Below are 12,609 nucleotides of genomic sequence, written 5' to 3'. Positions count from 1 at the left end.
GTGAACACATTACTGTCGAAAACGGTAGTGATGTTTGACGTTTGCACTCACTTGTTGAGTGAGCAGTCTTCGTCGGAACTAGTAGAGAAGCCGAGTGACGCATCAATCGAAACGGATGTAGCGCTCGATTCATTTGGTATTCACATACGTGCGGAACTATGGAAACAATATTCGTTCGTTCGGTTACCGAAAGACAGGTCGTCCAATCACATACTATGAGGAGGTGTTCCTAGATGTCTTCCGATCAAACTGATGGTTCAGGCAGTGCATCTAGCATAGCACTGTTCATTGGCATGGGGTTTGTGTTGCTCCTTAGTGGAGGTATCTGGTTCATCCGTCCCTGGCTCCATGGGATCGTGTACTGGGTGTATACAACGCCCCTCCTCTGGATCGGGATCCCCCTCTGTCTCGGGTTCGGAGTGACCATCAGAGCCAAGGTCGGAAGCGGGTCGACATCATCGATAACTGTCATCTGTATCATTGGCCTCTTCGCTTTGTCCACCGTTTCCGGCACGTTCGCCGCCAATACCCTCGGGCAAGCGACGATGGCCGACAGCCAATCGATCGATCAACTCCACAACACGGATCCAACCCAGCCCCGTATCCTTCCCGAAAGTGTCGCCGATCGCTATGCTTCGAACACGCTGGACTTTCCCAAATACCAGACCTCTGATGGAGACATTACCATCCACAACGGGACACCCCACTGGTCGTATGCACTTTCACCGGATGGGACCTGGAATCAGCTGACGAGACAGCAACACGGGACGGTCATGATCGATATGAGCAGCCAGAACGCAGCAGTATCGACGACCACGGGAGATCTCAAGAAAGGCATCGGGACGGCTTTTTACAACAATTATCGATGGCAACTCCTCAAACACGAGCAATACCTCGCTGATTATGCAGATCCGTTCATGGTCCTTCACGAGGACAACCAATACATCGCTGTCCCTTATACGAAACCCCAGTTCCACTGGACACCCCTACCGCACACGACACCCAAATGGGGTGGCGTGATGCTCGTCGATGAGACAGGTGAGACGACTGATCTCTCGCCTGAGGAGGCCCGTAACCATCCAGCACTGAAAGATCAAAAACTCTATCCGTTCGAGCTAACTCGCGAACGGGTCACCGCGACAAAGTACCGCAACGGCATCCTCAACACCTACACCTCTCATGATGAGGAGATCGAACTCGCTCCTGTCCCTGGGGATGGAAATGATCAGCCGTTCCTCATGTCAACGACCGACGGACCGACCTACGCAGTGGCTGCTGAACCCTACGGCGATGCCCAAGGACTCACCGAGATTTGGCTCGTCGATGCCCGCACGGGCCAGTATCATCGATATACGCCGAACGGATCGATGTTTGGACCACGGAAGGCGACCGATTATGTCCGCCAAGCCGCCCGAACGACGGACTGGGACCGATTTACGCCATCTGAACCTCTCCCCGTCGTCATCGACGAACAACTCTACTGGCAGGTGCGGGTCGTCCCGACTGATAACAGCGGACTCTCCTACATTGCGTTCGTCAATGCCCAAACGAGTGACGTACAGGAGGTCGAATCAACTGCTGCAGTGACGAACTTCCTCGAAAACACCGATGTCCCAACTAACCAAACGAGAGGACAGAACACCTCTGAGTCAACCGCTTCTCCATCGATGATCGTAAAGCGTGTTGCACCAAATGGGACGGTCATCGGAACCATGACTATCCATGACAACGAATCCGTTCAAATCATCCAAAACAATACGACCTCGAACTGATCGGCTGACGACAAGCGACTGACGCCACGTGTGGCCGAATAGTTCATCCATCAGGATGTACAGATTACGTCCGATGCCGTTAGCCGCTTTCCAACCATCTTCATTGTTCGACGGATCTGTTCAATGATTCAACAAAATATCGTGTTATCAAGTCCAGGGATACCAGAATCAATTCCGCTGTAGATTCTACTCTGAGAAGATCCAGCCTAGTGATCAACTCGTCGAGCATAGACGCGACCGACGGGTTCACATGCCTCGGACGTGACGTCCCTGCTCCGAGGGACCGAAGCTTCAAGCAGCGTCTTCTAGTGTGGACGTAGGCGGTGCGCTCTGGAACGTTGAGATCGTCAACGATCTCGCTGACGGATCGGGGGCTGTGCGTCGAACCGGGCAGTTGCCCTTCGGTTGGACGGTCGTGACTGAACCACAAGCATCATCGAGCGACTACTCTCCCAGCACGTCGAACGGCCTCACAGATCACCGGTTACCGTCCCAACGAGAGAACGGGATAAAATGAGACACGCCGGTAGACGCTCCGTTGATACACCAGTCGTTACGGTATAGGTACAGTTGTTGGCGACAGCGCAGGCGCTGGGATATATGAGGCTACAGCCATGAAGAATACATGTCAATGGACGATATCCTCGATGTCATGGACACGGTCGAAGATTCGGAACTCGAAGGTGTTTTCGTCTGGCTCCTCCGTCTTATCGGCCTTCTCGCTATCCTTGGTGGGTTCGGACTCTGGTTGGGAACGGACATGGGGCTCCTCGTGCTCCCTCTCGTCCTGATCGTTGGGGGTCTCATTTTACTGCTTATTCCAGGCCTTCTTCTTACACTCGCAGAATTGGGAGGAGAAGGATAACGGTCGGGATCGTCTGCCAGACCCACTACCCCCTTAATTGCACGGAGAGACAGTCTGTACGGCCTGTTTTCTCACGAAAACTGGTGGGTGGTAGATCTCTCAACGGACACGAGCAGTGTGAGCACTCGGTCCCGATGGACACGCCAGCAGAGAGCCCTCGACTGAGAGGGATCCGTCATAGAGCGTCGATCTTGTGTCTGCTCTGGGGCGCCCATATTCGAGGGGCAACGACGAGTTCCACGGACGATCGGACCCGTCTCGATAGGCCAGTTGAGGCAACACTCTTCGAAATGGATGGAGCTGGATGAGACACCCCGGCTGGATAGCGCATCGTCTCCTCACTAGCAGTCACTCAGCTAACTCGAACAGAACACGTCACTGAGAAAGCCACGGAATCCGTCTATATCTTCACCTTATCGCCAGAACTACTTAAAGAGCCAGTGGCGCTATCACGATGTTCGGTCCACCGTCGTTGATATCAGAGCCCGTACGACCCCGATGCCCTCGTCTACGAGGATGATGTGAATCTTTATATTGTACTGTTACGAAAGCAAAGTATGGACTGGTCCCTTGATCGACATCTTCGTCGACGGATGGCACTAACCCTGTTCGCACTCGCAGCACTCACTATCGCGTTCGCCACTGGTGTCGCTGCCGTGCTGGCGTGGGGGTTGGAGTGGCTCAGCGGACTGTTCGGCCTCGGAGGCTCCTTCGAACTCTGGCTCGCTCTCGGTGGCATGGCGACACTCCTCGCCAGCGTCGTCATTTTGTGGCGGGCACTGGACAAGGACGCCGTAGAGACGTTCGACGCTGCGGCCGTTGGCCCAGAGACGTATCCCGACCTCCACGCGACGGTTACGCGACTCGCACAGGCCGCCGATCTCCCGGTGCCGTCGGTTCATGTTACCGACCGCAAGCGCCCATTGGCGATGACGACTGGCCTCTCGACCGACGATACCAAGCTCGTCGTCTCGACGGGGTTACTCGACGTACTTGACGCCGACGAGTTGGAGGCTGTCCTCGCTCACGAACTCGCACACATCAAAAACCGCGATGCGACCGTGATGACGCTCGCTGAACTCCCCCTGGCGAGTGCACGGACCCTCGGACGGACGCTCCAGCACAGCGGCGGGGTCCACATCGCCTTGGTCGCGGTTGCGCTCGCCTCGTATGCCTTCTGGGGAATCGGCCGCCTGTTGGTCGCCGCGCTGTCTCGCTCGCGAGAACTCGCCGCCGATCGTGGCGCGAGTGCGTTGGTTGGTGATCCTGCGGCGCTGGCAAGCGCCCTCAAGACGCTTGACGGTGACGTTCCCTCAGCACCAGACCGGGATGCTCGTGAAGCGGCGCTCGCTTCGTTGTCGATCATTCCCGACGAGCGGGGGACGCCATGGCCGAAACTCACCTACCAGGACGGCTGGCCTATCTTCTGGAGCTTTCGGCTCCCGGTCCGGCGTGTCTGTCGTCGGCTGAACGAACGATACTTCCGCCCGACACGGGCCACCCACCCGGCGACTGATGAGCGCATCGATCGTCTCAAGTCCCTCGAACGCGAACACGGGACGTAGACGGGTTAAAACATTGTTTATCGTATAATACGTCAATAACGATCTCTTCCTTACCTCCAAGCGATAGCACGCTCACAGGGAGTGTATTCTCTGAGGAGTCCAGCACGTGCTAGGACGAAGCGCTGTCAGCGTTGCTGTGAGCGGAGCAGATACATCGTCTGTCAGTACATCAGTGTGAAATCGATCGTCTGAGTAAGTGCTCAGATCGCCAAACCGTGGAAAGGGAATTCCTTCTGGACGGACGATACCAAATTATTTATAGATGAAATACAAATAAGTCTATCATGAGTTATGTGAACTCTTCCATCCTCTTCGGTCGGGACAGGCACCGCACACGACAGTATCTCATCCTTGCTGCAGTGATTTTCTTCGCTAGTTTCGTAGTGTACACAAGCTTTCCAGTGTATGAAGGTCTCCCGTTTACGTTTTTGGTGATCGTGCCTTCTGTTCCGATCATAGCAGGCACGTTGGCACTAGTCAGTGCCTATCTCAATGATGGTCTCATCGTGAGTGCACTGATGCCAGTTATGGCCGTGCTCGGACTGGAACTCTCACTTGGCATCTGGCTTTATTTTAATCTTGTTCCTAGTTATGAGCCCGCTGGGCTTAGTTTCATACCCATACTCGTCATATTTGCCTTCGGAATTGGTGTTAGTGTAGCCACCGTTGGAGCTGGTACACGACGTGTTGTAACCTCCATCCGTTCGTGAAGTCGCTTTCGTTGAGCAGGTCTGCGAGCATCTCTAAACAAGATACTCAACGATCTGCTCGTTCCTCAAACTGGCTCAGCTAGACAGTACTCATTGGCATTAGGAAGAGCATGTTTGTGTCAAATAGAAGTGGCCGGGAATCGAACGGGGAGGTAGATGCCCCACACCCGATTGAAGTTCAAACTCCCGGAGGGCGCGTTCGAGTTTTCAACCGACCATCCTGACGAGGTATTCCGGATACTCGCTGCCTTTCCCATGGATGATGGACTCTTCGTCGCGTTTGAGACACCAACTGAGAATCATCAGGCTGTCCTTCGGGATTTCGATGAGGCTCCGATTACCTATGAAGTGCTCCATACCGACGAACAGTCCGTTCTGATCCAGTATGAGATGCCGTCCATTCCACCACCACTTCGCGCAGTCTTGGCCTCCGGAACCCTCGTGCAATTTCCGCTCACCCTTCGAGATGGATGGATAACGTTTGACCTGACGACCTCACACGAGCGGCTGTCACAACTCAAAAACGAGTTCGAGAACGCTAGGTTCACGTATGAAGTCGTCTTAGTCACACAAACGACAGATCCGATGGATCTGTTGACCGACCGCCAACGGCGATTCATGATCGAGGCCCTCCAGCACGGCTACTACGACAGCCCCCGCAAGTGTTCGCTGACCGATCTTGCGGCCGTACTTGATGTTGGCAAATCGACGGCGAGCAGGGTTCTCCACAATGCCGAAGGGAAGGTTATCAAGAAGTTCTTCGCAGAGCCGATCGAGTAGATCGACGGTTGTGTAGGGAACACTGGGTTGTTCGCTCGGGACTTCTGTGATTAACTGCTGGGTGGAACATGTTGCAGTGAACATCCATCTCCCACGCTTCCGTACGTAGATCTATGGGTGCGAGACTAGAGCCGATCGAGACGCCCGATAGTCTCAAAATGCGGTTCAGCTATTGGATGATGCGGCGGAAGTTCGGCACAGTAACGACCCCGGTGAAAGTCGTGACCGCACGTATGCCGGGATCTCTAAGACTCAACCGCGAGCTCCAGAAATTCCACAAGAGGATTCAGCTTGAGTCTGAACTCAAGCTCATGGTGGGAATGCTTACCTCGGAGATCAACGGGTGTGGCTTTTGTGTGGACCTCGTGCAGTCGGAGGCAATCCGCGAGAACTTCAGGATGGAGAAATTCAACGCGCTCGCGGAGTATGAGACGAACCCCCTCTTCTCTGATCGGGAATGCGCGGCGCTGGCGTATGTAGAGGAAGTCACGCGCCACAAGAACGTCTCCGACGCCACGTTCGAAGAACTCCACAATCATTTCAACGATCGGGAGATCGTCGAAATCACGTGGCTGAATGCGTTCCAAAACTACACTAATCTCGTTAATATTCCGCTCGAAATCGAATCTGACGGTCTGTGCGCGATCGCTAAGTCGGAGACACAGATGGAACATGATGAACGAACTCCCGTGCAAAACGTACGAGAATAAAATCATGTCACTCAGTATATCCACAGCCACCACATACGTCAATATTCTAACTATCATTGCCGTTGGCATCTCGGCGGCAGCCTTCTTTCGCCCCCCAGAGGCCATTCTCGAATCCATGGACGAGGTAAACGTGAAGAAATCGTGGCTGCCCATGCTGGGTACCCTGAAAGCGGCAGGCGCACTCGGACTACTGATCGGCATCGGCGCGCCAGTGCCAGCGATCGGAACGGCCGCTGCAGTCGGCCTCGTTGTGTACTTTGTTGGTGCCTCCATCGTTCACCTGCTCGCTGGCGATTACTCATTCAGTGGGCAGCACGTGTACCTTCTGCTGGCCGTGGTCACATTGGTGTTAAACGTAGTCTCGTGAATCGCTACTGGGAAAGGCCATCAGTGACGTAGACACAGGGTAAATAACTTCAGTGCGGTACAGTCGTTATTCCCGGCAAAACCAATGGCTCCGGACGGACTGCACGACACGAGGGTACGTCACGCTGCCCGTCGCCGGTCTGCTGGGTACCTCACCAAGGGAGATATCGTCATCGACAGGCAGTTGCCGGTCGGATCGAGCGATCTCGTTCCCTTGTATCTCTATCTGTCGGTCAGTGTGCTCGAAAACCGTCTGTGCAGCCTCCAAGGCCCTGATCGATGTTCGGGCGTGCCATCCAACCATCCAAGCCTCAGCCGAATCGTGCCGATGTCGCCGATCTGTCTGACGAACTGTTCATCTATTCCGGTGTCGATGAGTGCGCTGCCTCTCCTGATACAAGTTCCGTGTTGGAGCCGCTGTCGAATCGTTTCACTGTCGGTCATGATTAGACATTCCCGTTGATAATATCCGCGACACGTTTTCGGTCGAACAACTGTTCATCGCGGTCGAATTCGTCGGGATACAACTGCCATGCACCGCGTTCGGTCCACGCGAGATTGATGATCGGTCCTTGATATATTCCGGCACCACGGTACACATCATCGTTTTTGACAGCGGTCAACTGGCTCGCCACCTCGTGACCCTTCATGAACGAAACTAGGGTATTCTGGAATTTTTGGAGAGACATGCGCTCGAACCGACCGCGACCGTCCCACATGAGGAGTACATCCGGATCGATTTCGAGGATCGTCTCGTAGTCGATCGTCCCGCCGGACACGTAATAATCCTTGATTCCAGCTTCCCTGAGAGCACTCGTGACGCCGAGATCGCGCCATTGTTTGTACGACGTTCCCTTGTTAATCGGGTACGGATAGAACTTCTCAGGCTCATTCGAGGTGGCGAGGAGTATTGCAACGGATGGGCGTTCAGATTTCGGTGGAAGTCGATCTTGCACCCGGCCGATAAACTCATCGTGCAGTCGTTTGAACGCACGATACCGTTGCTCCTGTCCGAAGACCTGTGCGAGTTTCTCGAACGCCTCATAGAGGGAGTAATACTGATGATCGTGCCACTGGAATGCGCGAGAGTAAATGCTATTCCCGAAAATCGGCCCGACATTCTCGCGAATTTCATCGATGTCAGCCTGTTCCCACTTCGATCGACTCAAGACGAATTCTGGATCGAACACGTGAACATCGGCCCCGATCCCATAGAACAGTTCCTTGCTGAGTGATTCTCCCCACAACTCATCGAGATCTCGCCAATCCACATCGACTCCCGAAATATCGTCATAAATATGGGTATGATACCGGTTGGGTCGCCAGAGACCCTTCGGTGGATCCTGTCCGAGCGCGATCCCCATGTCCGCCCAGCTCCCGTTGTTCGCGACCCATCCCTTTGGGACGTTCTCGAATTCGACGTCACCCATCGGTGCCATCGTGACCGAGTACGGGTTCCCGCTATCGCTGGCCATCGTGTTTGCACCACCGGAACTGTTTGAGCCGTTCGTTCCACCACTAGGATCGCTCTCGCTAGCACACCCGGCGAGTAGGCCTCCGCTGATGAGCGCGCCACCGCCTTTGATCGTCTCTCGCCGTGTCGGTGCCTTGCGTGCCGCGACCTCGTGTTCCATGAGGATTAGGTCTGCCTAAAACAACATAGCCGTTTCGGTTTTTTGGCTAGCCAAAACCCGACGGGGTGATCAGATATAACATCCTGATAGATGGATAGATAGGTCACCTTCGGGAAGTGTAATCCCACGAAGAAGGCATTCACTGTCGGGTACCGTGAACTCCGCGACACCCAGTCACTCGCTTCGGTGAGCTATTTAATGCATGTCGACAACAGCCGAAGAAATCGAATTGGACGGATGATTTCTCAAAGCTAACGCAGCGTTCACTTTGTTGTATCCGACAGGTAGCGAAGATTTAGAATCCCGATTTTTGCCGAGCGGTACCGTTCTGAGCAGCCGTGGCGTCGAGACACTCAACCACTGTATCCCAGTGACTGACAATTTCGAGAGTCGGTATCCATTCCACCCAGCTGATAGGGAGTTCGATCGCGATCCCACTGATTGTGATCAGTCATCCGCCGAGATCGGCTGGCCGTCGGCGTCGGTCGGTGCGGGACTTTCACCATCGGCGAACGGGTACCACGACTGCTTACCATCGGTCAGGCATGGATCCTCGTATCCTTCTACTTCCTCCGGTTTGGCCAATTCGACGATAGTCTCGTGCCCAGTCGCGTCGATCCACTCGCGGAATGGCTGCCCTTCAGTGCGGAGCGCTGCAAACGCCTCGATGAGATTTCGGAGCATCCCTGGCACCTCGTCAGCGGGCACGCGTTGCCGGACCCACTCGATAAAGCTGGGATCCTTACCGATACCACCGCCGACCCCGACATCCATCGCCTCTACCATCTGACCGTCCTTTCGGGCACGCATCCCCTGAAGTCCGATGTCGGCGGTCATCGCCTGCCCACAGTCAGCCGTACAGCCCGAGAAGTGGAGCTTGATGCGGTCGACATCCTCCGGTACCTCAACGTTCTCACCAAGCCACCGCAACAGCCGAGCCATCCGCGCCTTGGTTTCGGTGAGCGCCAATGAGCAAAACTCCGTTCCGGTGCAGGCCATCGCGCCCTGAGTGAATGGATTCGGTGTCGGGGAATACGTTTCTAGGAGAGGCTCGTCAAGCAGGGCGTCCAGCTTCCCATCGGGAACGTCCATGATAAGCGGATTCTGCCGCCGAGTCAGCCGTATCTCGCCGGAGCCGTATTCGTCAGCGAGGCCGGCAAGTTCGATTGCGCCCTTGGCCGGAAGTCGTCCGACTGGGACTGAGAGGCCAACGTAGTTGTTTCCATCCGTCTGATCGTAGACGCCAACGTGATCGTGAGCGCTCTGTTCGCTGGACCTACCTGCATTGTACGTGTATTCGCCACGGAAGTCCGTGCCTGCAGCCTCGAAATCGAAGTCCAGTCGCTCATCCAGTGCGTCGCGAATCTTCTCGGGGCCCCACTCATCAACGAAAAAGCGGGCTCGGTTTTTCGAGCGGTTTTGCCGGTCTCCCTCCTCGTGATACAGCTCAACGAAGGCTCGAACTGTCTCGACAGCGTGTTCTGGCCGAATGAACAGATCCAGTGAGCGTGCTTTACGGGGGTTACGACCACCGAGTCCGCCGCCAACACGGACGTTAAATCCTTTCGTATCATCGTCACCAATGAATTTGTGGGCGGGTTCGAGACCGATATCGTTGATGCTGTCTTGAGCACATCCCTCCCGACAGCCGGTTACGGAGATGTTGAACTTCCGAGGCATATTACAGAGCTCGTCATCGTTGCGGATGGATTCTTGAATGGCGTCGAGAAGGGGACGAGATTCGATGTACTCGTCAGCCTTCCCCGCGACCGGACAACCGGAGATATTTCGCATCGTGTCTCCCCCCGCTGATCGGGAAGATACACCAACTGCCTCCAACTTGTCCCATATCTCGGGGATGTCTTCTAACTTGATCCAGTGCAGCTGGATCGACTGCCGGGTCGTGAGGTCGATCCATCCATTGCCGAATTCAGGGTTTGCAGCTGGACCTTGCCCGTAGTCGCGAGCAACCTCACCAATGGCTTGTAGTTGCCCCGGCTCCAGTATCCCTCCGCAGTTGGTCAATCGCAGCATGAAATATGATTCCTGGCCACCGCGGTGGTGAAACACGCCCCAGAACTTGAACCGGGAAAACCACTCTTCACGTTCGTCTTCGGGAATAGACGTCCACCCTCGCTCAGCAAACTCCTCGAGTTTCTCCCGGACAGCGTCACCGTACAGCTCGTCTTTGATGTCCTCTTTCTTGTGTACCATGGTTAGATCACCGTAGATACGGACGATCGTAGTCTTATCTTAGTCATATATGATTGAACACCACCTATTCTACGTTTATATCCTCTGTTTGTATGATCATAACGCTACCCATTGAATGAATAAACAATACTGGTGGTAGGCCACACGTCTGTCCAAAATAATACCGGCTAGTAGGCGTATTATGTGTTTAATCGAGCCGAAGTCAATCAAATAAACCACAAGACGAGACGGGATCGGTTGACATCAATTCGCTGGGAAGATGTTCTGTTGCCCACGTCTGGACTGCGTAACGCTGTGCAGGGATGTCGATGTTTCCTATCCCGTGTTAGCACTGGATCAAGGATAGCGATGATCAAGAGTTGATACAGCAAAGTTGGATGATGGTTTGGATCCAATGGAACACCGTGATATACAATGACATTACCCTAGAGACCGTTACTAACAGTCGCCGCCATCCGTTGCTGTAGGTACTGCGCCGCTGTTCAGTTCTGCGTTACCGGGTCGTGCTCGCTGGCTAACACTCGCTCTTGAGGATAATCGCCGGGCCTCTGTCAGTCGTTCCTGCTAGATACTGGTTCCGTCTTTGGCTGCTCGCCTTCGCCGACAAAGCCAGCTTCGGTCGCGACGCGTGCGACCGTCGGCTGGAACACCCACGCTGTCAGCAACACGATGGGTATCATCGAAACAGCAACGATGGAGTAGCCCACGTGTAAGTTCGGAAGGATCGATGCCGAATACACCAGCGGATAGATGATACCACCGACAGACCCAACGCCACCAACGACGCCCGCGACAGCACCAGAGCTATTGGGGAACAGTGCCGGTACCTGCGCAAAGATGGACCCCTCGGCCATAGCGCACCCCATGCCGACGAGAAAGCCAGCACCTACCGCGAGCAATACATTACCGGAGAGACCTGCTAGCGTCATCCCAACCATCATTAGGACGATAAAACACAGCGAGACGAACGTCCACTGCTCGCGATAGCGGCCGGTGAAGACCGGGAGGATATTTCTCTGCTCACGAGCGAGATGGTCGCTGACGTAGCCTCCAAGGGGACGAAGCAGTCCCGCTGCGATGGAGAACATCGCCGCGAAGGTGCTCGCCAGCACGAGATTGTTGGTGTTAAATCCCTCGCGGTAGTAGGTAGCCAGCCACCCGTTCATCGACAGCTCCAGCCCGAAACTCATCACATAGGCCAGCGCGAGGACGACGGTCCCGTATCGTGTGGCAGTGTAGACCCAGCCCCCAAAGCTCGCACTCTCTTTCGTCGCCTGACGCTTCTCCTCGCTCTTTGCGGCCTCGCCGAACGCATAATACGCGACGGCGAGGATGGTGGAGATGACACCGGTATAGAAGAAAGCGGCCCGCCAGTTGGTCTGGAACAACGGCCCGCTCCAGCTCGCCGGGAAGACACGCGGCAGGATGAGCGCCCCCGCAGCGGCTCCGGCGTTCCCGATACCGGCGTAGATTCCTTCAACAGTCCCCAGCTGTTCTTCTTCGAACCACTCGGAGACGTGCTGAATCCCGATAACGAAGGTGATACCGGCCGTCGCCACGATAAGCCGTTCAACGAAAAAGACAGTGTACGACTGGGCGAACGCGCTCGCCATCGAGAACAGCCCGACGTAGGCCAGCACGATGGCGAACACCGTGGGCGCGCCAAATTTGTCCGAGAGCCACCCGGTCAGAACACGTCCAAGCGGGGCCAACCAGATGGCCGCACTCGAAAGAATGCCGATGTCCGCCAGCGACAGTCCGAACGCATCAGCAATCGGACCGGTAAACGGGGCAAACGAGAACCAGATGAGAAACGAGAAGTTGAATCCGACGGTTGCCAGCACTAACGTCCGGTGTTTGGTCATCTTAACCAGACTCATGAGATCGTCTCCATTTCATCCATATCAATCACATAATCGGTATGTATCGACCGTTCGTCTATTGATCCTGTATTAATATAGATTTCCCATAACTTTACCATAGTAATACGGTT

At 54.9% G+C, this 12,609-nt stretch carries 11 protein-coding genes; 7 read left to right on the top strand and 4 right to left on the bottom strand.

Features of this window, described 5'->3' with window-relative positions; all coding sequences use genetic code 11:
- Window positions 1-233: 233 nt before the first annotated feature.
- The 7 genes from MW046_RS15365 to MW046_RS15335 all read left to right on the top strand — a co-directional run bounded on the left by MW046_RS15365 (window position 234) and on the right by MW046_RS15335 (window position 6,769).
- Window positions 234-1,772 (top strand): ABC transporter permease, encoded by a 1,539-nt coding sequence (locus MW046_RS15365; RefSeq protein WP_247995431.1) that lies wholly within the window; start codon window positions 234-236, stop codon window positions 1,770-1,772.
- 310 nt (window positions 1,773-2,082) lie between these two features.
- Window positions 2,083-2,289 (top strand): hypothetical protein, encoded by a 207-nt coding sequence (locus MW046_RS15360; RefSeq protein WP_247995430.1) that lies wholly within the window; start codon window positions 2,083-2,085, stop codon window positions 2,287-2,289.
- A gap of 108 nt (window positions 2,290-2,397) precedes the next feature.
- Window positions 2,398-2,637 (top strand): hypothetical protein, encoded by a 240-nt coding sequence (locus MW046_RS15355; protein ID WP_247995429.1) that lies wholly within the window; start codon window positions 2,398-2,400, stop codon window positions 2,635-2,637.
- Between the two features lie 557 nt (window positions 2,638-3,194).
- On the top strand, window positions 3,195-4,202 hold the full coding sequence (locus MW046_RS15350) for a M48 family metalloprotease (RefSeq protein ID WP_247995428.1): 1,008 nt from the start codon (window positions 3,195-3,197) through the stop codon (window positions 4,200-4,202).
- 866 nt (window positions 4,203-5,068) lie between these two features.
- Window positions 5,069-5,692 (top strand): helix-turn-helix domain-containing protein, encoded by a 624-nt coding sequence (locus MW046_RS15345; RefSeq protein WP_247995427.1) that lies wholly within the window; start codon window positions 5,069-5,071, stop codon window positions 5,690-5,692.
- 113 nt (window positions 5,693-5,805) lie between these two features.
- Entirely contained in the window at window positions 5,806-6,402 is a 597-nt protein-coding gene (locus MW046_RS15340; RefSeq protein ID WP_247995426.1) for a carboxymuconolactone decarboxylase family protein, read from the top strand.
- A gap of 4 nt (window positions 6,403-6,406) precedes the next feature.
- A complete protein-coding gene (locus MW046_RS15335; protein ID WP_247995425.1) occupies window positions 6,407-6,769 on the top strand; it encodes a DoxX family protein in 363 nt (120 codons plus the stop codon).
- A gap of 66 nt (window positions 6,770-6,835) precedes the next feature.
- On the opposite strand, the gene MW046_RS15330 is transcribed toward MW046_RS15335, so the two are convergent.
- From MW046_RS15330 to MW046_RS15315, 4 genes are all read right to left on the bottom strand, one after another.
- A complete protein-coding gene (locus MW046_RS15330; protein WP_247995424.1) occupies window positions 6,836-7,072 on the bottom strand; it encodes a hypothetical protein in 237 nt (78 codons plus the stop codon).
- Between the two features lie 142 nt (window positions 7,073-7,214).
- Window positions 7,215-8,402, bottom strand: coding sequence for an ABC transporter substrate-binding protein (locus MW046_RS15325; protein ID WP_247995423.1), 1,188 nt, complete (start codon window positions 8,400-8,402; stop codon window positions 7,215-7,217).
- Between the two features lie 447 nt (window positions 8,403-8,849).
- Complete coding sequence (locus tag MW046_RS15320; protein ID WP_247995422.1) at window positions 8,850-10,616, bottom strand: nitrite/sulfite reductase; 1,767 nt, start codon at window positions 10,614-10,616, stop codon at window positions 8,850-8,852.
- Between the two features lie 551 nt (window positions 10,617-11,167).
- Window positions 11,168-12,496, bottom strand: a complete 1,329-nt coding sequence (locus tag MW046_RS15315; RefSeq protein ID WP_247995421.1) for an MFS transporter — start codon at window positions 12,494-12,496, stop codon at window positions 11,168-11,170.
- Window positions 12,497-12,609: the final 113 nt, after the last annotated feature.

The organism is Halocatena salina (assembly GCF_023115355.1).
GTDB classification, from domain to species: Archaea; Halobacteriota; Halobacteria; order Halobacteriales; family Haloarculaceae; genus Halocatena; species Halocatena salina.
The sequence above is the reverse complement of the archived record's forward strand: the minus strand, read 5'-3'. Positions and strand labels throughout refer to the sequence as shown.

What these genes read in the sequence shown, in the direction of transcription:
- MW046_RS15340 (WP_247995426.1), top strand. Translation starts at nt 5,806, where the DNA reads ATGGGTGCGAGACTAGAGCCGATCGAGACGCCCGATAGTCTCAAAATG.
- MW046_RS15330 (WP_247995424.1), bottom strand. Translation starts at nt 7,072, where the DNA reads ATGGTTGGATGGCACGCCCGAACATCGATCAGGGCCTTGGAGGCTGCA.
- MW046_RS15365 (WP_247995431.1), top strand. Translation starts at nt 234, where the DNA reads ATGTCTTCCGATCAAACTGATGGTTCAGGCAGTGCATCTAGCATAGCA.
- MW046_RS15320 (WP_247995422.1), bottom strand. Translation starts at nt 10,616, where the DNA reads ATGGTACACAAGAAAGAGGACATCAAAGACGAGCTGTACGGTGACGCT.
- MW046_RS15325 (WP_247995423.1), bottom strand. Translation starts at nt 8,402, where the DNA reads ATGGAACACGAGGTCGCGGCACGCAAGGCACCGACACGGCGAGAGACG.
- MW046_RS15350 (WP_247995428.1), top strand. Translation starts at nt 3,195, where the DNA reads ATGGACTGGTCCCTTGATCGACATCTTCGTCGACGGATGGCACTAACC.
- MW046_RS15345 (WP_247995427.1), top strand. Translation starts at nt 5,069, where the DNA reads ATGCCCCACACCCGATTGAAGTTCAAACTCCCGGAGGGCGCGTTCGAG.
- MW046_RS15335 (WP_247995425.1), top strand. Translation starts at nt 6,407, where the DNA reads ATGTCACTCAGTATATCCACAGCCACCACATACGTCAATATTCTAACT.
- MW046_RS15315 (WP_247995421.1), bottom strand. Translation starts at nt 12,496, where the DNA reads ATGAGTCTGGTTAAGATGACCAAACACCGGACGTTAGTGCTGGCAACC.
- MW046_RS15355 (WP_247995429.1), top strand. Translation starts at nt 2,398, where the DNA reads ATGTCAATGGACGATATCCTCGATGTCATGGACACGGTCGAAGATTCG.